Here is a 20,710-nt window from a genome sequence, read left to right as displayed (position 1 = left end):
AAAGTAGCGCATCTCCAACGACGAAGGTTTCGCTCCCATGTACCTAGGCATCGACCTCGGCACGTCCGAAGTGAAAGTTCTGCTGCTCGCCTCCGATGGCCGCGTGATCGGCACCGCAGGCTCGCCGTTCACCGTTTCGCGTCCGCACCAGCGCTGGGCCGAGCAGAATCCCGAAGACTGGTGGGCGGGCACGCGCAGCGCGCTCGCCGGGTTGCGCGCGCGTCATCCCGACGAGTTCGCGCAGATTCGCGGCATCGGCCTTTCAGGGCAGATGCACGGCGCGGTGCTGCTCGATGCGGAGAATCGCGTGCTGCGGCCCGCGATCCTGTGGAACGACATGCGCAGCGACAAGGAATGCGCGGAGCTGACCGAGCGCGCGCCGGATCTACACAGCGTCGCCGGCAATCTGGCGATGCCCGGTTTCACCGCGCCGAAGCTGCTGTGGGTCGCGCGTCACGAACCGGAGATCTTCGCGAAAACCGCCTGCGTGCTGCTGCCGAAAGACTATCTGCGGCTGCAACTGACGGGCGGCAAGGTGTCCGATCCGTCGGACGCGGCCGGCACGCTGTGGCTCGACGTCGCGAAACGCGATTGGTCGGATTCGCTGCTCGCAGCCTGCAACATGACGCGCGCGCAGATGCCGGCGCTGCGCGAAGGCAGCGCGCCGGCCGGCACGCTGCTGCCGGAACTCGCGCGCGAATTCGGCCTGCGCGACGACGTGATCGTCGCGGCCGGCGGCGGCGACAATGCGACCAGCGCGATCGGCATCGGCGCGACGCAACCGGGCGACGGCTTCGTATCGCTGGGTACGTCGGGCGTGCTGTGCGTGGTCGGCGACAGCTTCCGGCCGAACCCGGCCTCCGCCGTGCACGCGTTCTGTCATGCGATCCCGGATCGCTGGCATCAGATGAGCGTGGTGCTGTCGGCGGCGAGTTGTTTGCGCTGGGTCTGCAAGCTCACGTCGACCGACGAGCCGACGCTGCTCGCCGAAATCGAGGCGCTGCCCGCCGAGGCCTTGACCACCGCGCCGCTCTTTTTGCCGTATCTGTCTGGCGAGCGCACGCCGCACAACGACCCCTACGCTCAAGGCGTGTTCTTCGGCATGACTCACGCCACCGACCGCGCGCTGCTGGGCTACGCGGTGCTCGAAGGCGTGACGCTCGCGCTGACCGACGGCCTCGACGCGCTGCGCGCGGCCGGCACCGAAGCGAAGGTGCTGTCGCTGCTCGGCGGCGGCGCACGCAGCGATTACTGGGCCCAGTTGCTCGCCGATGCGCTCGACACCGTCACCGTCAAGCATGGCGGCGGCGAAACCGGCGCGGCGCTGGGCGCGGCGCGTCTCGGCTGGCTCGCGGCAGGTGGCGAGCCGGCCACCGTGCTGACCAAGCCGCCCGTCGAAAAGGAGTTCACGCCGAATCCGCGTCGCCACGCGGAATTGCGCACGCGCCTCGAAGCGTATCGCGCGCTGTATCGCCACGTACGGCCGCTGTTCGATCCCGCGCGGGCACCGCTCGCCTGAGCGTCATCCGCGGCCGGCCTGCGCGACAGACGCGCCGCCGGCCGCTATCATCGGCACACTTCAAGCGAAATCTCATCGTGCCCAGGTCCACAGAAAAACTCGATCTTGCCACGCGCGCCGCGTGGCTTTACTACGTCGCGGGCAACACCCAGAACGAAATCGCCGAGAAGCTGCAGGTGTCGCGGCCAGTCGCGCAGCGGCTCGTCGCATTCGCCGTCGAAAAGAACCTGATCCGCGTGCGGGTCGATCACAAGCTCGCCGATTGTCTGTCGCTCGCCGATCAGCTGTCGAAGCGCTACGGCCTCAGCATGTGCGAGGTCGTGCCGATCGACGGCGATACACCCGAGGAACTCGACCGCAAGCTCGCGGTGGCCGGCGCGCAGGTGATGGAGCGTTATCTGACCGCGGAAAAGCCGATGGTCGTCGCGGTCAGCAGCGGGCGCACGCTGAAAGCCGCGGTCGATCAGATCGCGCAGCTGGACCGTCCGCAGCACCGCTTGGTATCGATGGTCGGCGCGATCGCGCAGGACGGCTCCTCGAACCGCTACGACGTCGCGCTGCACATTTCTGAAAAGACCGGTGGCAAGCATTTCCTGCTGCCCGCGCCGCTGCTCGCCGACAGCGAGGCCGAGCGCGCGCAGTGGTGCAATCACCGTCTTTATCGGATCGTCGAGTCACTGTCCGCGCAGGCCGACGTCGCGTTCGTCGGCATCGGCAACATCGGCATGACCTGTCCGTTGCACGAGGACGGCTTTATCACGGAAGGCGAGGTGAAGGAGTTGATGCACAACGGCGCGGTCGCGGAAATGCTGGGCCTGCCGATCGATGCGGCCGGCGCGCACGTCGAATCGCCGACCGGCCGGCGCGTGACGAGCATCGCGCTCGACGCGCCGCCACGCCGGCCGACCATCGGGTTTGCGGGCGGACAGCGCAAGCGTGAGGCGTTGATCGCGGTGCTCAAGGGTGGGTGGTTGTCGGGGCTCGTGACTGATGAGTTGTGTGCGCGGGCGGCGTTGGAGGCTTGAGGGGGATGAGTGGTGGTCGCGCATATCGCATCAACCCTCGAAAGCACCTCTAGCGTTTGCCGATCACAAAAAGGCACCACCCGGGCTGCGCAACAAGGGCCCGAAAAGGCAATTACCCAAGAAGACACAAAGGAGAAAAAAGCAATTTCTTCATCGTTTTAATCAGCTGCTAACGCCGCAACATGAAATCGAGGCTCGCTCCCCGCGTAGTACCGAAAGAGCATGACACATGTTCTGCGAGAAAAAGTATAGTTGTCATCGCGCGCCACGTGATTCATTCGTGCTGCACCTTGTCGAAATATGTTTCATCCTCGGGTGCGAGATTTTAACGACATTCGCATAAGCGATATTCAGCCGTTTGTTTTGCGTCGCAATCTCCGCCGCAAGAAAGCACTCCAACTGGTTAGTTGGTGCTCGTTACGTATTTCTCTCCGTCAAAAAAGTAACGCTTACGAACACTCTCCTCGGCAGTTCCGAAATCAATGTAAATGCCGACAAAGCCTCCGCGTGATTTCCCGGCAATCGCCACACTATAGCCACCAGTCGAAAGCATGAGTGACGGATTGCCTGTTGACGTTTTTTTCACTAGCCATATGGGACCCAGTGCCGCCCCCCATCCACAAGCCTGACTAGTCGTGACAAACCACGTAGATACCGAACTATCCGATGACAGTGGAATTTTTTTCCCTTGCATTTTGCAATTCAGCGACCCATAAGGTCTGAAGGAGATGTCTGATTCGATGGCTGAGCGAATTACTTCAGGGACCGGCCCAAGGTCTTGACTCTCCACGGATGCAAGAGGTTCGGAAGCGGATGCAAAACAGTTTGCACAGACCATCGCAAGAATTATCAGCATTGCTTTCATTGGCTACCTCGGTCCGCCACGTTAGAGCATATGTTATTCAGGATAAGATCAAATACTGGCATAACATGGGCCTCCGAAATTTCCTTTCCACCATAAGCCAGACTGGGGCCATCATGGTGATACGCGTAGGTCATCACAAAAACATTTCTGCCAATGGCCCCGGCGGCAATCGCAAGTCGCTTATTTTCCAAATAATGCCTCACCATCGCATCAGCACCTTGTTCTGCATCGAAACGCTGACTGTTTGTATCGATTCCATAGGCACTTGCTGTTCGGTCAACAAATTGACCCAATCCTGAAGCGGAAGTCGTTCCTGCGGCAGCATCTGGATTGAAGCCAGATTCGTGACGAGTCATTGCCAAAACCATCGCAATATCGTCCCTGCTCAAGCGATACTGACGACCTTTTTGAACCAAAAGATTTATGACCTTAATTTGAGATATTTTTGATGCATCTCCGCCCCTTCGGCTATTACCGGCAATTCGACCCGGCGAGATATCAATTGGGAGTCGATAGTGACTCCAACTCACGATTTGATTATCTTTATATGCCGGCGCCGGGTGAGGCACCCAAATCGCATCATAGTTGATACAACCACATGATTGCGTATTGATAAAATTCCCCACCAACCCGATCGGATTGATGTGATACACATCCGATCCGGGGAAGCCAGGGACGCCCGCCGCCACCTCGTCCCACCACACCAGCTTCGCGATGCGCTTCTTCTCCTCTTCATGCTCAGGCCTGTGTCCGGTGCGCTCTTCGATGGCACTGACCAGCGCCTGCCACTTCGCCGGATTGGCCCATTCACTTTCGTGTTTCGCGATGAGGCGCGATGCGCGAAACGCGGCCCACGGAAATCCGGAACGCTGAGGGCTTTGTCCCGCGCTGCAAAGCTCGTCCGCCGCGTAAAGACCGTCACCGCCCGGATACAGGACGCGATAGATTGCGGCCATCAATGGGCTCAGCTTGCCAAGTGAACCCGCACCGGATGCCTCAGTGCGAAGCGCATAGTCCACATAGTCGCCCGTGGTTGCAAAAATGGTGTGCGTCGGATCGTGGTCCTCGTCGTAACACTCGAAGTCGATCCAGCTTTGCGAAAACTCCCGCGTCACGCGACCGCCCTCGAAGCTCTGCTCACGTACCCATCCGCGAATAGGGTTGCCTCGCACATCCGCGCTGTCTACCTTCCACCAGCGCCGTTTCGTCCCGTCGCTGCCGGGGTCTTGTTCCATGAACCTGTGACCGTCATCCTGCGGCAGCGCGGCAAATCGATAAGCCTGGACCACATCGGTCTGTTTCGGGTCCTTGCCGGATCGCCCATTGGCATGGTCATGGTAGAGGGTCGTTCCACGCGCCACGCGCAGAATGGTGGGCTCCGGTGACAGGCCCAGCTCGCTCCACCGGTCCTCGTGCGCACAGTTGGCCCGAACCCAGTCGCGTCCGGACTTGATGAACTGCCTGATGCCCCCGTCGCAGAACACCTCGATGTGCGCCATCCGCGTTCCGCTCGTACATGCGTTGAGCGAGTCATAGCGGCCAGGGTGGCCGATCAGGTCACCGGCCTTGACCGGGACGCCACCGGCCGTTCCTTGTGGATCGCCCGCGCTGCACGTCCGGTTGGTCGTGACAATCACCCGGTCGAACATCGAATCCGGAATCCGCTCTTTCGCGACCGGCCCGCCATTCTGCGCGCCCAGGCAAATCCATCCGCCCACCGCCGCGGAAGCTGCGACGTAGCCGCCCGCCTCGGGCGCATACAGCGTTGCTCCGTTCAGGTCCGTTAGCTGGCCCCACGTTGCACCATGCACCGTGTCAGTCTTGCCGATGCTGACACTTGCCCCCTGCGGCACGATGCCAACGATGGGGCCATTCGGCGTCCTGCGCACAGGCAGACCCACCTGCGACGGATCCGCAACCTGCCCACTGCGACCCGGCCGCGGCCTGTCCTGCGCAAACTGCGTCACCTGCCACTGCCGCGACCAGTACGCCGGTTTCTGCCGCTTCGGGAAGTTGTCATAGTCTGCGTTGGACATCAGGTGCATGTACAGGCTGTAGAACGTCAGCCTCGTGCCGCGCGGAAACTCCATCTCGTGCCGCACCAGGGCAAAGCCCGTGCCGTACGGAGCCTGAAGCGGCACGTTACTGCCGTCCACGCTTGCTTCGCTGACCGGATAGTCCTGGTTGGCGCGATACGCGATCAGCACACCGTCCGCGATGCAGCGTAGTCCCGCGTCGAGGTCGAGCGCCTGCCCCGCGCCCGCCTCCGTGATGTGGATGCCACCGTGCCACATGCCCTTGCGGCTGACGAGATACGAGCCGGACGGCTCGTTCGTGGCAAGAAGGCGGTAAATGTCATGCTCGTCGGTGAAACGGGTGGATGCACGGGCATTGCCTTGCGCCTTGCGCAGAAACGGAAAGGCAAAGGCCAGTTGCTTGAGAGCCGGTGGTTTTGGGGTGTGCGGGTTATGTGGTGCCGAGTTGCTCGTCATTGGCTCGGTGCACTCCTGAAAGGATTGGGGTACACCACACTATGACGGCCGGCTGACAGCGTCGATTAGCCAAACTCTGAAATTGTTCGAACAATTGTCAAGCCGAGAAGTTCGCTTGAGGTTCGCCAAGGTCGCGAAGCTGGTCCTAAAACGGAGCGCTATGGGTCATGAATGATTCGGAGAAGAAGGCGCTGTCCGGCGGCCAATACCGGGCCGCGGCAGCGCTGCTATCGCTGATCGACAGTCAGACTGCGCGGCGGCACAACATCGGTTAATTCCAAGGTGACAAAACAAGGGTACGCGAGCGTGCATGGAAAAGCGCAGGTCACGCCTATAGCGCACGCCGACCATCGCAATCGCGTAAAGCGGCGCCCATGCGCCGCTTTACCATTCATCAAGCCGCCAGCACCTCAACGATCTTGCGCTGGAACGCCTTCCCGTCGCTGTCGAACAGATGACAATGCTCCGGCGTCGCGCCGAGCTTTTGCGTATTGCCTTTCGCATGACGTTCGAGCGGCGGAATCCGCGCGATCAATCCGTCCGGCGCGACGCTCGACTCCGCGTACAGATATGCGGCATCGCCGAGCGATTCGACCGTCATCGTGCGTGCCTCGATACCGTCCTCGGTCGTGCTGACGTGCAGGTGCTCGGGGCGAATGCCGACCGTCACCTTGTCGCCCTGCTTCGCCGCTCCGGGCTCGACCGACACACGCTGCGTCTCGCCCGTCTCGTAACGCACCGTGACGCCATCGCGCGACACCGACTGCACGACGCCTTCCATGAAGTTCATCTTCGGCGAACCGATGAAGCCTGCGACGAAACGGTTCGCGGGCGCGTGATACAGCATCGTCGGGCTGCCGACCTGCTCCAGATTGCCCGCCGACAACACGACTATTTTGTCGGCCAAAGTCATCGCCTCGACCTGATCGTGCGTCACGTAGATCATCGTCGTCTTCAGCTCGTCGTGCAGGCGCGCGAACTCGAGGCGCATCTTCACGCGCAGCGCGGCGTCGAGATTCGATAGCGGCTCGTCGAACAGAAACACCTTCGGCTTGCGCGTGATCGCGCGGCCGATCGCGACGCGCTGCCGCTGCCCGCCCGACAACTGCTTGGGCTTGCGATCGAGCAGATGGTCGATATGCAGAATCTTCGCCGCGTTGCGCACGGCCGCGTCGATCTCCGGCTTCTTCGCGCCGGCGAGCTTCAGGCCGAACGCCATGTTGTCGTAAAGGGTCATGTGCGGATAAAGCGCGTACGACTGGAACACCATCGCGATGCCGCGCTTGGCCGGCGGCACGTCGTTCATGCGCACCGCGTCGATGTTCAGATCGCCGCCCGTGATGTCCTCGAGGCCCGCGATCATCCGCATCAGGGTCGATTTGCCGCAACCGCTCGGCCCGACGAACACGACGAACTCGCCATCGGCGATGTCGAGATTGATGTCGCGCATCACTTCGTTGTCGTCGTAGGCCTTTCTGATGTTGCGCAAGGTTACGCTTGCCATGATGTGTCTCCGTGTAATGCCGTTCGATGCTGCTCGTTACTTCGTGCTGCTACCTGATGCCGTGTCGTGTCGCGTTCGTTCGCGCCCTCATGGCGCCGCGGCCGCCGCGGACAGTGTCCATTGCGCGACGAGGTCGGGCAACTGCCGCATGTCGTCGAACACATGACGCGCGCCCGCCGCATGCAGACGGTCGATCTGCGCATCGCTCGCATGACCGCCGCCGATAAACCCCAGCACCGCCATGCCCGCCGTGGCCGCCGCCGTGACGCCCGTCACGCTGTCCTCGACGACGAGGCACGCGGCAGGCGCGAGCCCGAAGCCTTGCGCCGCCGCCAGATACACGTCCGGCGCGGGCTTCGGATTCGGCACCGCGTCGGCGCAGAACAGCCGCTCGCCGAAGAACCGCTTCAGGCCCGTGCGCGCCAGTACCGTCTCGACGTACGGCCGGAAGCTATTGCTCGCGCAGCCTTTGACGAGGGGCACCTGGGTCAGCGCCATCTCGATGCCGTCGACCGCGGGCGCATCGATCGCCGCCGCTTCGACCGCGCGGCGGATCGCATCGATATCGTCGGCGCCGAGCTGCTGGCCGAGCTGCGTCGCGGTGTCTTGCAACACGCGCTCGATGCGCAGCCCGAGCAGCGGCAGCACGACCGGCTCGACGTCGACGCCGGGCCAGCGCGCCTCGAGCTCATGCACCAGCATGCGCGCAGCCACCGCTTCGCTGTCGATCAGCACGCCGTCGCAATCGCAGATCAACGCATATCGCGCGATGCCCGGACCCGCCGTCGGGTCCGCCATCACTTGACCGCCCCGAACGTGAGGCCGCGCACCAGCTGCTTCTGCGACAGCCAGCCGACGATCAGGATCGGCGCGACCGCCAGCAACGAAGCAGCCGACAACTTCGCCCAGAACAATCCTTCAGGACTCGAATACGATGCGATGAACACGGTCAATGGCGCGGCGTTCGAGCTCGACAGGTTGATGCTCCAGAACGCCTCGTTCCACGCGAGAATCACGAGCAGCAGCGCGGTCGACGCGAGTCCGGGCAGCGCCATCGGCATCAGCAGATAGACGATCTCCTGCCATGTCGCCGCGCCGTCGATGCGCCCGGCTTCGAGAATGTCGCGCGGAATTTCGGCGAAGTACGTGAACGCCATCCAGACCGCGATCGGCAGATTGATCAGCGTGTAGACGATGATCAGACCCGACACCGTATCGAGCAGGCCGCTGTTTTTCCACAGCAGATAGATCGGCACCAGCACGCCAACCGACGGCATCATCTTCGTCGACAGCATCCACAGCAGCACCTTCTGCGTGCGGTGCGTCGGGAAGAACGCCATCGCGTACGCACAAGGCACCGCGAGGATCAGGCACAGCAGCGTGACGCCGACCGAGATCAGCACCGAGTTCCACGCGAACGCGAAGTAGTTGCTGCGCGCGAACACTTCGCGGAAGCTGTCGAGCGTCGGCATGAAAAACAGCGACGACGCGTAGGCCTGCTGCTCGGTCTTGAACGCGGTGATCGTCATCCAGAAGATCGGGAAGAACAGCAGCAGCGCGACGAGCCACGCGATCACGCCGGGAATACCGCGGCGAATCGTGTCGAACGGCGATTTGGTCGGCACCGCGACGGGCTGCGTCGTCGATGCCGCAGTGGAGGCAACGTGGCTCATTTTTCGTACTCCCCTTTCAGGTTCTTCGCGAGCATCCGCACGAGGAAGAACGACACGATGTTGGCCAGCACGACCGCAAGAATACCGCCCGCCGATGCGAGACCGACGTCGAACTGTTGCAGGCCGAGCGAGAAGATCAGGTACGACAGCGTGGTAGTCGCATTGCCCGGACCGCCGCCCGTGGTCGTGTAGATCTCGGCGAAGATCGACAGCAGGAAAATCGTCTCCATCATCACGACGACCGCTATCGCGCGTCTCAGATGCGGCAGTGTGATGTAGAAGAACATCGAGAACGGACCCGCGCCGTCGATCTTCGCGGCTTCCTTCTGCTCCTGGTCGAGCGACTGGATCGCCGTGAACAGGATCAGGAACGCGAACGGCAGCCACTGCCATGCGACGATCATGATCACCGCGGTCAGCGGATAGTCGGCGAACCAGTCGATCGGCTGCATGCCGAGCGCACGCATGCCCTGCGCGACGAGGCCATACACCGGGTGCAGGATCATGTTCTTCCAGATCAGCGCGCTGACGGTGGGCATCACGAAGAACGGTCCGATCGCGAGCAGGCGCGCGATGCCCTGCCCGTAGAATTTGCGATCGAACAGGATCGCCATCAGCACCCCGCCGACCACGGTGATCACGAGCACCCACACGATCAGCTCGATCGTGTGCGCAATCGACGGACCGAACGACGGATCGGTGGCGAGATAGCGGTAGTTGTCGAAACCGGCGAAACCGCGCAGATCGGGATTCAGCAGGTTGTAGTGCGAGAACGAGAACCAGATCGTCATCGCGAGCGGAATGACCATCCACAGCACGAGAACGCTGACCGACGGCGCCACGAGCCAGCGGGCCGAATTGGCCTTACGCTCCTCGCGTTCTTTTTCTGTCTGGGGATGGGCATGCATCAAAGGTAGGCGCAAAGGACGCATGATGGACCACCTGTTCGGTAATGCGCGGAGCGTTCGCCCGAGCCGCGTGCGTGCGACGCGGCGTGCCGTGCTGAATGGCACACGGCGCGCGCCGCATCGCTTACGGCGCAGACCAACGGCCGCCCTGCTTCATGAGCCGCATCGGTCGATGCGGCGGGCCTGCCGGGTTACAGCAGCGCAGTTACTTCTGCGCAGTTATTTCTGATAACCCGCCTGCTTGACCGCGCGGTCCGCGGCCGCGTTGCCGGCGGCGAGCGCCTGATCGACCGTCATCTGACCTGCGATCGCGCCGGAGATGCTCTGCCCGACCACCGTGCCGAACGACTGGAACTCAGGAATTCCGACGAACTGCACACCGGTGTACGGGACCGGCTTCGAGGTCGGATGATCCGGGTCGGCGGTCTGGATCGCCTTCAGCACGAAGTCGCCGAACGGCGCGGCCTGCTTGTACTCGGGGCGCGCATAGGTGGACTGGCGCGTGCCCGGGGGCACCGAGGCCCAGCCTTCGTCCTTCGCGACCATTTCAATGTACTCCTTCGAGGTCGCCCACTCGATGAACTTCTTCGCCGAATCGGCCTGCTTCGACGACTTCGGAATCGCCAGCGCCCACGCCCACAGCCAGTGCGAGCCCTTCGGCGTGACCGCGACCGGCGCCGCGGCGAAGCCGACCTTGTCGGCGATCTGCGACTGCTGCTTGTTGTACAGCATGCCGGCCGCGACCGTCGCGTCGATCCACATCGCGCACTTGCCGGACGACATCAGCGTCAGGTTTTCGTTGAAGCCGTTCGAGCTCGCTCCCGGAGGGCCGTCCTTCTTCAGCAGATCGACGTAGAACGTCATCGCCTTCTTCCATTCCGGCGAGGTCAACTGCGCGTTCCACTTCTCGTCGAACCAGCGGCCGCCGAACGTGTTCACGACCGTCGTGCCGTACGCCATGTTCTCGCCCCAGCCCGCCTTGCCGCGCAGGCAGATGCCGTATTGCTCCTTGGACTTGTCGGTGAGCTTGTCGGCGAATTGCGCGATCTGGTCATAGGTCGGCTGGTCGGGCATCTTCAGGCCGGCCTTGTCGAACAGATCCTTGCGGTAATAGGTCATCGAGCTTTCGACGTAGAACGGCAGCGCATACAGCTGGCCGTTCGCGGACAGGCCGTCGCGGGCCGTCTTCACGACGTCGTTCAGGTCGTAGTTCGCGGGCAGGTTCGTGATCGGCGCGAGCCAGCCGCGCTTGCCCCATTGCGGCGTTTCGTACGCGCCGATCGTCATCACGTCGAACTGGCCGCTGCCGGTCGTGATGTCGGTCGTCGCGCGCTGACGCAGCACGTTTTCTTCGAGGATCACCCAGTTCAGCTTGATGTCCGGATTCGCTTTTTCGAACGCCGGCGACAGCTTCTTCAGCTCGATCATGTCCGGATTGTTCAGTGTCGCGATCGTCACCGTCGCCGCCGACGCGCTCAGCGCGAAGCAGGTAGCCGCGCCGGCACCGGCCGCCTTCAGCGCGAATTTGAAAGCTGGTTTCATGGTTGTCTCCTTTCTCATACGTTATGTGATGCTGCGTTCGTTTGACGGAATGACGCGCCGCTCGGAGCAGCCAACGTGCCCGCTTACTGCTCTTGGTTCAGCTCATCCAGTTGCCGCCGTCGACGTTCAGCGTCTGCGCGGTGATGTAGTCAGCATCGGCAGACGCGAGGAACAGCGCGGCGCCGGTCAGGTCGTCGGGCACGCCCATGCGGCCGAGCGGCACGGCCTCGCCGACGAGGCGCTTCTTCTCGCCGAGCGGCCGGTTCTCGTAGCGTGCGAACAGCGCGTCGACCTCGTTCCACATCGGCGTGTCGACGACGCCCGGCGCGATGCCGTTTACATTGATCTTATGCGGAGCGAGCGCGAGCGCCGCGGACTGCGTATAGCTCAACACCGCCGCCTTGGTCGCGCAGTAGTGCGACACGAGCGCCTCGCCGCGCCGGCCGGCCTGCGACGACATGTTGATGATCTTGCCGCCATGGCCCTGCTCGACCATCTGCCGCGCGACCGCCTGCATCAGGAAGAACATGCCCTTCACGTTGACCGCGAACAGGCGGTCGAACACGTCCCAGGATTCGTCGAGGAGCGGGCGCATGTCGAACAGCGCCGCGTTGTTGAACAGGATGTCGATCTGGCCAAAGCAGCCGAGCGTGCTCGCGACGATGCGCTCGATGTCCTCGCGGCGCCGGACGTCGGCGCTGACGCTCAACACGCGTTCGCCATAGGTGCCGCGTAGCGCGCCGCCGATGCTGTCCGTCGGCTTCACGTCGACCAGCACGCAGCGCGCGCCTTCGTCGAGATAGCGCAAGGCTACCGCTTCACCGATACCGCTGGCCGCGCCCGTCAGAATGGCGACCTTGTCCTGCAATCGTGCCACTGCCTGTCTCCGGTTCGTTTTTGCATTTTGGCGCGTAGTGAGCGAACGCTCATCGCGCGATCAATTGCTCGGCTGGTGATCGAATGATCGGATACGAGCCGGGTCATGTCAAGGCACGCGGACGAATTTCGATGGTGCAGCGCGGCAGGCTTCACACCACGCGACGATTCGCGCTGCTGACAAAAAATCGCGATACGTTATATCATTTCGACCTCGCCGCCCGCCCGGGGGCCGCCACGCCAGGAGATTCACACCGATGACTACCTCGCTCGCCGAACAGCACGCCATGCGGCTCGCGCATGCGGACGCGCACGCCGCGGCGCAGGGGCTCGCGCTGACGCCGCTGCGTCGCCAGGTGTACGCGGCGATCGTCGCGAGCGAGCGGCCGGTCGGCGCATACGAGTTGCTCGACGCGCTCGCGCCCGAGCGCGGTCGCATGCCGCCGACCACCGTCTATCGCGCGCTCGACTTCCTCGTCGCGCATGGCTTCGTGCATCGGATCGAATCGAAGAACGCGTTCGTCGCCTGCTGCGAAATCGGCGTGCCGCATCGCAGCCAGTTCCTGATGTGCGACGGCTGCGGCGCCACCGTCGAAATTCCCGGCGACGAACTCGCCGATCGCCTGTCGCACAGCGCGCCCGCGCATGGCTTTGAGGTGCATCGCCAGGTGATCGAGTTGAGCGGCCTTTGCGGGCCATGTGCGCGAGCGGCGAAGCCTGGCGGCGGAGCAGCAGGCGTTTCGTCGTGATCAGGCGCGCGGCGCCGCGCTGTATCTGGCCTTGCCACCCCGAGTAGCTCATTCAAACTCTCAAGTAGCAGGAAACAACGATGAAAACGATCCGCTTGATGTTGTCCAGCGCGCAGCGCGCGCTGAAGGGTTCGATGTCTGTACGCACCCATCTGCGCGCATGTCTGCTCACGCTCGCGCTCGCGCTCGCGGCGCTCGGCTTCGGCCAGGGCGCGTTCGCCGCCGACGCGAAGATTCCTGTCGTCGCCGCGGAGAATTTCTATGGCGACGCGGTGCGGCAACTCGGCGGCGATCGTGTCGACGTGACCAGCATCCTCAACAACCCGGACCAGGACCCGCATCTGTTCGAAGCGAGCCCGGCCACCGCGCGCGCGTTGCAGCATGCGAGCCTCATCGTCTACAGCGGCGCCGACTACGATCCGTGGATGGCGAAGCTGCTGGCCGCGTCGAAAGGCGCGGAGCGCACGGTGATCGTCGCGGCCGATCTGGTGGGCAAAAAAGGCGGCGACAATCCGCACCTGTGGTACGACCCGGCGACGATGCCGAAAGTCGCGCGCGCGGTCAGCGACGCGCTCAGCGCTACTGACCCGGCGCACAAGTCGGCGTACGATGCGAACCTCGCGAAGTTTCTCGATTCGCTGAAGCCGATCGACGCGAAGGTCGCCGAGCTGCACGGCCGCTATGCGGGCCTGCCGGTCACGGCGACCGAGCCGGTGTTCGGCTATATGTCGGACGCGATCGGCCTGAACATGCGCAACCAGCGCTTCCAGCTCGCCGCGATGAACGACACCGAAGCGAGCGCGGCCGATATCGCCGCGTTCGAACGCGATCTGCGCGAGCGGCGCGTGCGCGTGCTGATCTACAACAGCCAGGCCACCGAGGCGCTGACCCGACGCATGCTGAAGCTCGCGCAACAATCGAAGGTACCGACGATGAGCGTCACCGAAACCCTGCCGGCCGGCAAGACCTATCAGACGTGGATGCTGACGCAGCTCGACGCGCTGCAGAAGGCGCTCGCGGCGGGTGATACGAACGGCGCGAACGGTGCGGCCAACGCGAAAGGACAAACTCCATGACTCCGACTGGCCATCGAACGCCAGCAAGTGCGCCAGCAGGCGCACCCACCGCGCGCCGCGACACGCCCGTGCTCGAACTCGACAACGTAACGCTCGATCTGGGCGGCCGCACGATCCTGCGTGACACGAGCTTCGTCGTGAACCAGGGCGAGTTCATCGGTGTGCTCGGGCCGAACGGCGCGGGCAAGACGACGCTGATGCGCGCGGTGCTCGGCCTCGTGCCGGCCGCGGCCGGCGCGATTCGCGTGCTCGGGCAGACGGTCGAGCGCGGCAACGCGTCGATCGGTTATATGCCGCAGACGCGCAGCGCACTCGCCGGCCGCCGTGTGCGCGGCCGCGATTTCGTCGCGATGGCCGCCGATGGTCATCGCTGGGGCTTGCCGCATGCGGATGCGAAAACGCGCGCTGACGTCGATCGGGTGCTCGAGCTCGTCGGCGGCACGAATCTCGCGAAGCGGCCGCTGTCGGAGTTGTCGGGCGGCGAACGGCAGCGGCTCCTGCTCGCGCAATGCCTGCTCGGTAATCCGAAACTGCTGCTGCTCGATGAACCGTTGATCAGTCTCGATCCGCATCACCAGAAGAGCGTCGTCGAACTCGTGCGGCGCGTGCAGCGGGAGCTCGGCATCGCGGTGCTGTTCTCCGCGCATGAACTCAATCCGCTGCTGAACTCGATCGATCGCGTGCTGTATCTCGGCAGCGGCGTCGCGGCGCTCGGCACCGTCGATGAAGTCATCACGCGGCCGGTGTTGTCGCGTCTGTACGGCTCGCCGATCGACGTGATGCGCGTGAACGGCCGCATCTTCGTGATGTCTGGCGGCGTCGAAGTGGAAAAGCACGATCACGAGCACGAACACGACGAGGACGGCGGACATACGCACTCGCACGACCACGGCCACGGTCATTCGCACGGCCACTCACACAGTCACTCGAACCCGCACGACTCACGCGACGGACACAAGCACGATGTTTGAATACGATTTCATGGTGAACGCATTCGCGGCGTCGGGGATCGTCGCGGTGCTGGCCGGCGTGGTCGGCTATTTTCTGGTGATGCGCGGACAGACGTTCGCGGGCCACGCGCTGTCGCATGTCGGCTTCACCGGCGCGACCGGCGCGGTGCTGATCGGCATCTCGCCGATCTGGGGGATGATCGGCTTCACGCTCGCGGCCGGTGTCGGCATGGGCGCGCTCGGCGAACGGCTCGCCGGCCGCGATGTCGCGATCGGCGTGATCCTTTCCTTGTCGCTCGGCTTCGGGCTGCTGTTTCTGCACTTCTTCACCGCGTATGCGACGCAGGTGACGGCGCTGCTGTTCGGCAACGTGCTCGGCGTCAATGCATCGACGCTCGGGGTGCTTGCCGCGCTCGGTGTAGTAAGTCTCGTGGCGCTCGCGGCGATTATGCGGCCGCTGCTGTTCGCGTCGCTGCAACCGGAGCTGGCCGAAGCGAAGGGCGTGTCGCTGCGCCGCGTGTCGGTGCTATTTCTCGCGATCGCCGCGCTGGCCGTTGCCGCCTGCACGCAGATCGTCGGCGTGCTGCTCGTGTTCACGCTGATGGTGGGCCCGGCCGCCGCCGCGCAGAACCTGAGCACGCGGCTGTCCACCGGTCTCGTGCTCGCGGCCGCGTTCGCACTCGCGCAGGCGTGGCTCGGCTTGACGCTCGCGTTCTATACCGATTGGCCGACGAGCTTCTGGATCACCGTGCTATCGGCGGCGGTGTATGGCGGCAGTCTGCTGAAGCGGCATTGAGAGACGCTTTCGTCGAACGCATGAAAAACGGCGGCACGTGATGTGCCGCCGTTTTTTCATTTAGCGCCGTGTTTTACGAGGTTTTTCAGCCGAGCAACACCTTCGCGTGATGCGCGAGATGATCCTCGATGAACGTCGAGATGAAGTAGTAGCCGTGGTCGTAGCCTTCGTGCCGGTGCAACGTCAATGGCTGCCCCGCGGCCTTGCACGCCGCTTCGAACACGTCGGGATTGAGCTGCGTGGGCAGGAACTGATCCGCGAGTCCCTGATCGACGAGAATCCCTGTTGCGAACTTGCGCGTCGCGTGCGCGACCAGCTCGCTCGCGTCGTACTGGTTCCACGCTTCACGGTTCTCGCCGAGATAGCCGCTGAACGCCTTCTCGCCCCACGGACAACGCATCGGCGCGGCGATCGGCGCGAACGCCGACACCGACCGATAAATATCCGGATTGCGCAGCGCGAGCACCAACGCGCCGTGCCCGCCCATCGAGTGACCGAAGATGCCGAGGCGCGCGCCGTCGACCGGTAATTCGTTTACGACCGTCTCGCGCAGTTCATCCCGCACGTATGAATACATCCGGTAGTTCGTGGACCACGGCTCCTCGGTCGCGTCCACGTAAAAGCCCGCGCCGACGCCGAAATCCCACGCATCGCTCTCGCCTGGCACACCCGCGCCGCGCGGACTCGTGTCCGGCGCGATCAACGCGATGCCGTGCTGTGCCGCGAAGCGCTGCGCGCCGGCCTTGATCGGAAACGTTTCTTCCGTGCAGGTCAGTCCGGCCAGATAGAACAACGCCGGCACACGTCCCGCGTTCTCATGCAATGCCTGCGGCGGCAGATAGACCGAGAAGCGCATCGGCAGACCGATCGCGCGCGACTCGTGCCGGTAAAAACGCTGCTCGCCGCCATGACAGGCGTGCGACGATAGTAGTTCAAGCATCGTGACATTCCTCGTTTAGTAGAGCACGGCCGAGCGGATCGACTCGCCCTTCTTCATCAGGTCAAAGCCCTCGTTGATGCGCTCGAGCGGCAGACGGCGGGTGATGGAGTAGTCAGTCTGGCAGATGCCCGTCGCCTTCACCTCGATCAGGACTTCACCGGCGCGCGCGCCTTCGAGATCGACTTCCTCGATGGTCAACGGGGCGCCGGCTTTCCATGCGATTGCTGCTTTGCTCTTCATCGTCAATGCTCCTCCGAGTCCGTGAGTGCGTGAATGCGTGAATGCGAAATGGGCATCGCATGCCCGGCGACCACGTGGCGCGCGAAAAGCGTAATGGTATTGCATAGTGCGCGAAGGCTGCCCCGCCGATGGCTGCGCTCCGCGCCGCGTTCGACGCCGCCGCTGCTACTGCGCTTCGCGCGACGCCCCGCCACCGAACCACGGCTCGACCCGGCCATACAGATCGACGAAGCGCGCGTAGCGCTCGGCAAGCGCCGCATCGCCATGCGGACCCGCAACGCGCGTCGCGCCCGGCGCGAGCGCGGCGAGATCGCGCGTTAGCCAGTGGCCGCACGCGAGGCCGCCGAGGATCGCCGCGCCGCGCGGCGCTGCGTTCGGGCAATTGACCGCGTGCAGCTCGACGTCGAGCGCATCGGCGAGCAGTTGCCGCCAGCGCGCATCGACGGAGCCGCCGCCCGCGAGCTTGAGCGCCGTCACCTGCGCGCCGCTCGCGCGAATCGCGTCGAGCCCCGCGCGCAACGAGAATGCGACGCCCTCGAACGCGGCGCGCATCATCGCCCCACGCGTATGCTCGAGCGATAAACCGAGCCAGCCGCCGCGCGCCTGCGGGTTCAGCCACGGCGTGCGCTCGCCGGTCAGGTACGGCAGGAAAGTCAGCGTCGACGCGGCGTGACCCGTTGCATCGGCGGCTGCGTCAGCCGCATCGTCGAATGCGTCGCGGTAAGCCTCCGCCCACTTATACGACAGCCACCCGCGCACCCGCTCCAACGCAATGCCGACGTTCTGCATCGCCGCCATCCGATACCAGTGATCGCTCGCCGCGCGATAGCGGTGCAAACCCTTCAGCGGCGCCGGTTTGTCGTTCGCGAGCACCACGATCTGTCCGCCGGTGCCGGTCGTCAGCAGCGCGTCGCCGTCCTGCGCGAGTCCGCTGCCGAGCGCCGCGCACGGCGTGTCCGCGGCGCCGGTCGCGAGCACGATACCGGCCCGCAAGCCGAGTGCCTGCGCGGCCTGCGGCGACAGCGCGCCCGACGCCGCATACGATGACGCCAGCGGCGCGAACCACTCGCGCGGAATCTCCAGACGCGCCAGCAGCGCCGTGTCCCACGCGCCGGCGGGATCGGCGAGCGCGGTCGCGCACGCATCGGACGCATCGGTCACGCACGCGCCGCCGAGCGCGACGCGCAGCCAGTCTTTCGGCTGGAGCGCCCAGCGCGTGCGACGCGCGGCTTCCGGTTCATGCAGCACGAGCCAGCGCAGCAACGGACCAGCCATGCCGGGCGCGACCGGATTCGGTTGCGGGTTGGGCCATGCGTCGAGCACGGCGAGCGCGCGCGAGTCGGGCCACAGCATCGCGCGCCGCACCGCCGCGCCGTTTGCATCGAGTAGCACGACGCCGTGCATCTGACCGGAGAAGCCGATCGCGCGCACGCCATCACGCAGCTCGCGGGGCAGGCCCGCCATCGCATCGACGAGCGCGTTCCACCACGTCTCGACGTCGATTTCGGCCCAACCCGCGTGCGGCGTAACGAGCGCATAAGCGACGCTCGATACCGCCTGCTCGCGTCCATGTTCGTCGACGATTGCCGCTTTCAGGGAGCCGGTGCCGAGGTCGATGCCGAGAAAACTCATGAGCGCAGGGACGTTGAAATGAGGATGAGGAAAGAGCCCGCGAGGCTGGCGACGAGACCGGCAAGTGGAGCAAATAAACCTGGCCGCGGCGACACCGAGAACGCCCGGCGAACGGGTCGAAAAACTCGCGGAAATTAGCCCGTTCGCGGGTTAACCCCGTCGTGCGGCGAGCGTCGTCAAAACTGGACTATGCGGGAAGCGTGATACACGCCATTGATTCTCACACATATCCCCGCCGGCGACGAAGCCGCGCCGCGCACGCGACGCACCGCGTCGGCAATCGCCGCCGCATAGGGCTCGCCGCCGCTGCACTGCTGATCCGCGCCACGCGTGGCTTCGATTTGCCTTTCAAAATAGGCCTGTGCATATCGTCGCCGGGAATGCCGGAATAGCCACGTATGGTCTTGTTGCGGCTTTTCGTCCCCGATACCTTGGAGTCATCCCAAAACGAGATGGTGGAGACAGACAATATGCAAGCGAACACGGTTCACCCGTGCGACGAGCGCCTACCGGCCGGCCAGTTGCTTACTCTCGGCATCCAGCACGTGCTGGTCATGTACGCTGGCGCGGTCGCGGTGCCGCTGATCATCGGCGCCGCGCTGAAGCTGCCGAAAGACCAGGTCGCGTTCCTGATCAGCGCCGATCTCTTTTCCTGCGGCATCGCCACGCTGATCCAGACGCTCGGACTGTGGATCTTCGGCATCCGTCTGCCCGTCATCATGGGCTGCACGTTCGCGGCCGTCGGCCCGATGGTCGCGATCGGCACTAATCCTTCGCTCGGCCTCCTCGACATCTTCGGCTCGACGATCGCGGCCGGCGTGATCGGCATTCTGCTCGCGCCCGCGGTCGGCAAGCTATTGCGCTTCTTCCCGCCGGTCGTGATCGGCGTGGTGATTTCGGTGATCGGTTTGTCGCTGATGGAAGTCGGCATCAACTGGGCGGCAGGCGGTGTCGGCAATCCCGAATACGGCAATCCGGTCTACCTCGGCCTGTCGCTGCTCGTGCTGACGCTGATCCTGCTGATCAACAAGTTCGCCAGGGGTTTCGTCGCCAACATCTCGGTGCTGCTCGGCATCGTCGCGGGCTTCGCGATCGCGCTGATGCTCGGCCGCGTCAACCTGGACGGCGTCATGCACGCGCCGTGGGTCGGCTTCGTAATGCCGTTTCACTTCGGTCTGCCGCACTTCGATCCGCTGTCGATCGCGACGATGGTCACCGTGATGTTCGTCACGTTCATCGAATCGACCGGCATGTTCCTCGCGGTCGGCGACATGGTCGATCGTCCGGTCGATCAGAAAACGCTGGTGCGCGGCTTGCGCGTCGATGGTCTCGGCACGCTGATCGGCGGCATCTTCAACTCGTTCCCGCATACGTCGTTCTCGCAGAACGTCGGACTGATCGGTGTGACCGGCGTGAAGAGCCGCTTCGTGTGCGCGATGGGCGGCGTGATCCTCGTGCTGCTCGGCCTGTTTCCGAAGATGGCGCAGGTGGTCGCGTCGGTGCCGGCGTTCGTGCTCGGCGGCGCGGGCATCGTGATGTTCGGCATGGTCGCGGCGAACGGCATCAAGGTGCTGTCGCGCGTCGACTTCGTCAGGAATCAGCACAACCTGTTCATCGTCGCGGTCAGCATCGGGCTCGGCCTCGTGCCGGTGGTGTCGCCGCACTTCTTCTCGCAACTGCCGCCGGCGTTGTCGCCACTGCTGCACAGCGGGATTCTGCTCGCGTCGGTGTCGGCGGTCGTGCTGAACCTGATCTTCAACGGCGTGAAGAGCGAGAAGAAGGCGAAGAGCGAGCTTCGCCGCGCCGGGCACGATCTCGACAGGAGCGCGGGCAGCGAGCCGCAGGGCAACGAGATGCTGCGGGCGGCGGATCTGCACTGAGCCCGTCGATGCATCGCTGATGCTTCACGCGGCACCGAGCGCC

At 64.1% G+C, this 20,710-nt stretch carries 17 protein-coding genes and 1 pseudogene; 7 read left to right on the top strand and 11 right to left on the bottom strand.

The annotated features are described in order from the left end of the window. The first annotated feature begins 37 nt into the window (after positions 1-37). The gene (gene xylB / locus QFZ94_RS15765) at positions 38-1,519 is read left to right on the top strand and encodes a xylulokinase (protein WP_429458058.1); all 1,482 of its coding nucleotides are present in this window, start codon (positions 38-40) and stop codon (positions 1,517-1,519) included. Positions 1,520-1,596: 77 nt separating this feature from the next. Then, positions 1,597-2,544: a sugar-binding transcriptional regulator gene (locus QFZ94_RS15760; RefSeq protein ID WP_176105172.1), complete on the top strand. Its 948-nt coding sequence runs from the start codon at positions 1,597-1,599 to the stop codon at positions 2,542-2,544. A gap of 403 nt (positions 2,545-2,947) precedes the next feature. Here QFZ94_RS15760 and QFZ94_RS15755 read toward each other — a convergent pair whose 3' ends face one another. From QFZ94_RS15755 to QFZ94_RS15720, 8 genes are all read right to left on the bottom strand, one after another. After that, the gene (locus QFZ94_RS15755) at positions 2,948-3,409 is read right to left on the bottom strand and encodes a hypothetical protein (RefSeq protein ID WP_368584724.1); all 462 of its coding nucleotides are present in this window, start codon (positions 3,407-3,409) and stop codon (positions 2,948-2,950) included. Beyond that, the gene (locus QFZ94_RS15750; RefSeq protein WP_429458055.1) at positions 3,406-5,901 is read right to left on the bottom strand and encodes a lytic transglycosylase domain-containing protein; all 2,496 of its coding nucleotides are present in this window, start codon (positions 5,899-5,901) and stop codon (positions 3,406-3,408) included. Before QFZ94_RS15750 ends, QFZ94_RS15755 begins: the two co-directional genes overlap by 4 nt. Positions 5,902-6,295: 394 nt before the next feature. Then, on the bottom strand, positions 6,296-7,405 hold the full coding sequence (locus QFZ94_RS15745) for an ABC transporter ATP-binding protein (protein ID WP_368584722.1): 1,110 nt from the start codon (positions 7,403-7,405) through the stop codon (positions 6,296-6,298). 87 nt (positions 7,406-7,492) lie between these two features. Further along, positions 7,493-8,203: an HAD family hydrolase gene (locus QFZ94_RS15740; protein WP_368584721.1), complete on the bottom strand. Its 711-nt coding sequence runs from the start codon at positions 8,201-8,203 to the stop codon at positions 7,493-7,495. Continuing rightward, positions 8,203-9,078 carry a carbohydrate ABC transporter permease gene (locus QFZ94_RS15735; protein ID WP_013090394.1) on the bottom strand — a complete coding sequence of 292 codons (876 nt, stop codon included), beginning with the start codon at positions 9,076-9,078 and terminating at the stop codon, positions 8,203-8,205. The genes QFZ94_RS15740 and QFZ94_RS15735 overlap by 1 nt, the downstream gene beginning before the upstream one ends. After that, positions 9,075-10,010: a carbohydrate ABC transporter permease gene (locus QFZ94_RS15730; RefSeq protein ID WP_026229139.1), complete on the bottom strand. Its 936-nt coding sequence runs from the start codon at positions 10,008-10,010 to the stop codon at positions 9,075-9,077. The genes QFZ94_RS15735 and QFZ94_RS15730 overlap by 4 nt, the downstream gene beginning before the upstream one ends. A 195-nt stretch (positions 10,011-10,205) precedes the next feature. After that, positions 10,206-11,528 carry an ABC transporter substrate-binding protein gene (locus tag QFZ94_RS15725; protein WP_013090396.1) on the bottom strand — a complete coding sequence of 441 codons (1,323 nt, stop codon included), beginning with the start codon at positions 11,526-11,528 and terminating at the stop codon, positions 10,206-10,208. Between the two features lie 97 nt (positions 11,529-11,625). Next, positions 11,626-12,405: an L-iditol 2-dehydrogenase gene (locus QFZ94_RS15720; protein ID WP_368584720.1), complete on the bottom strand. Its 780-nt coding sequence runs from the start codon at positions 12,403-12,405 to the stop codon at positions 11,626-11,628. A 256-nt stretch (positions 12,406-12,661) separates the two neighbouring features. On the opposite strand from QFZ94_RS15720, the gene QFZ94_RS15715 reads away from it, so the two are divergent. The 4 genes from QFZ94_RS15715 to QFZ94_RS15700 all read left to right on the top strand — a co-directional run bounded on the left by QFZ94_RS15715 (position 12,662) and on the right by QFZ94_RS15700 (position 15,975). Beyond that, positions 12,662-13,153 (top strand): Fur family transcriptional regulator, encoded by a 492-nt coding sequence (locus QFZ94_RS15715; RefSeq protein WP_368584719.1) that lies wholly within the window; start codon positions 12,662-12,664, stop codon positions 13,151-13,153. Between the two features lie 80 nt (positions 13,154-13,233). Further along, positions 13,234-14,229 carry a metal ABC transporter solute-binding protein gene (locus QFZ94_RS15710; RefSeq protein WP_429458049.1) on the top strand — a complete coding sequence of 332 codons (996 nt, stop codon included), beginning with the start codon at positions 13,234-13,236 and terminating at the stop codon, positions 14,227-14,229. After that, on the top strand, positions 14,226-15,200 hold the full coding sequence (locus tag QFZ94_RS15705) for an ABC transporter ATP-binding protein (RefSeq protein WP_368584717.1): 975 nt from the start codon (positions 14,226-14,228) through the stop codon (positions 15,198-15,200). Before QFZ94_RS15710 ends, QFZ94_RS15705 begins: the two co-directional genes overlap by 4 nt. Further along, complete coding sequence (locus QFZ94_RS15700) at positions 15,193-15,975, top strand: metal ABC transporter permease (protein WP_410848559.1); 783 nt, start codon at positions 15,193-15,195, stop codon at positions 15,973-15,975. Before QFZ94_RS15705 ends, QFZ94_RS15700 begins: the two co-directional genes overlap by 8 nt. A gap of 85 nt (positions 15,976-16,060) precedes the next feature. Here the strand turns inward: QFZ94_RS15700 and fghA are convergent, their stop codons facing one another. From fghA to QFZ94_RS15685, 3 genes and pseudogenes are all read right to left on the bottom strand, one after another. Continuing rightward, entirely contained in the window at positions 16,061-16,915 is an 855-nt protein-coding gene (fghA, locus tag QFZ94_RS15695) for an S-formylglutathione hydrolase (protein WP_429458044.1), read from the bottom strand. 108 nt (positions 16,916-17,023) lie between these two features. After that, positions 17,024-17,155, bottom strand: a pseudogene (locus tag QFZ94_RS15690) (S-(hydroxymethyl)glutathione dehydrogenase); the annotation flags it as partial. Between the two features lie 165 nt (positions 17,156-17,320). Next, positions 17,321-18,787: a xylulokinase gene (locus QFZ94_RS15685; protein ID WP_429458042.1), complete on the bottom strand. Its 1,467-nt coding sequence runs from the start codon at positions 18,785-18,787 to the stop codon at positions 17,321-17,323. A 470-nt stretch (positions 18,788-19,257) separates the two neighbouring features. Between QFZ94_RS15685 and QFZ94_RS15680 the strand changes: the two genes are divergently transcribed. Beyond that, positions 19,258-20,667, top strand: coding sequence for a nucleobase:cation symporter-2 family protein (locus QFZ94_RS15680; RefSeq protein WP_429458039.1), 1,410 nt, complete (start codon positions 19,258-19,260; stop codon positions 20,665-20,667). The last annotated feature ends 43 nt before the right edge of the window (positions 20,668-20,710 follow it).

This window comes from Paraburkholderia sp. JPY465 (genome assembly GCF_050436725.1).
Lineage (GTDB): Bacteria > Pseudomonadota > Gammaproteobacteria > Burkholderiales > Burkholderiaceae > Paraburkholderia > Paraburkholderia youngii.
Note: the sequence above shows the minus strand (reverse complement) of the source record. Positions and strands in the feature narration are given on the sequence as shown.

Bases quoted from the DNA above. Each gene is read 5' to 3' on its own strand.
- xylB (WP_429458058.1), top strand. From the start codon at position 38: ATGTACCTAGGCATCGACCTCGGCACGTCCGAAGTGAAAGTTCTGCTG.
- QFZ94_RS15755 (WP_368584724.1), bottom strand. From the start codon at position 3,409: ATGAAAGCAATGCTGATAATTCTTGCGATGGTCTGTGCAAACTGTTTT.
- QFZ94_RS15750 (WP_429458055.1), bottom strand. From the start codon at position 5,901: ATGACGAGCAACTCGGCACCACATAACCCGCACACCCCAAAACCACCG.
- QFZ94_RS15745 (WP_368584722.1), bottom strand. From the start codon at position 7,405: ATGGCAAGCGTAACCTTGCGCAACATCAGAAAGGCCTACGACGACAAC.
- QFZ94_RS15740 (WP_368584721.1), bottom strand. From the start codon at position 8,203: ATGGCGGACCCGACGGCGGGTCCGGGCATCGCGCGATATGCGTTGATC.
- QFZ94_RS15735 (WP_013090394.1), bottom strand. From the start codon at position 9,078: ATGAGCCACGTTGCCTCCACTGCGGCATCGACGACGCAGCCCGTCGCG.
- QFZ94_RS15730 (WP_026229139.1), bottom strand. From the start codon at position 10,010: ATGCGTCCTTTGCGCCTACCTTTGATGCATGCCCATCCCCAGACAGAA.
- QFZ94_RS15725 (WP_013090396.1), bottom strand. From the start codon at position 11,528: ATGAAACCAGCTTTCAAATTCGCGCTGAAGGCGGCCGGTGCCGGCGCG.
- QFZ94_RS15715 (WP_368584719.1), top strand. From the start codon at position 12,662: ATGACTACCTCGCTCGCCGAACAGCACGCCATGCGGCTCGCGCATGCG.
- QFZ94_RS15710 (WP_429458049.1), top strand. From the start codon at position 13,234: ATGAAAACGATCCGCTTGATGTTGTCCAGCGCGCAGCGCGCGCTGAAG.
- QFZ94_RS15705 (WP_368584717.1), top strand. From the start codon at position 14,226: ATGACTCCGACTGGCCATCGAACGCCAGCAAGTGCGCCAGCAGGCGCA.
- QFZ94_RS15700 (WP_410848559.1), top strand. From the start codon at position 15,193: ATGTTTGAATACGATTTCATGGTGAACGCATTCGCGGCGTCGGGGATC.
- fghA (WP_429458044.1), bottom strand. From the start codon at position 16,915: ATGCTTGAACTACTATCGTCGCACGCCTGTCATGGCGGCGAGCAGCGT.
- QFZ94_RS15685 (WP_429458042.1), bottom strand. From the start codon at position 18,787: ATGAGTTTTCTCGGCATCGACCTCGGCACCGGCTCCCTGAAAGCGGCA.
- QFZ94_RS15680 (WP_429458039.1), top strand. From the start codon at position 19,258: ATGCAAGCGAACACGGTTCACCCGTGCGACGAGCGCCTACCGGCCGGC.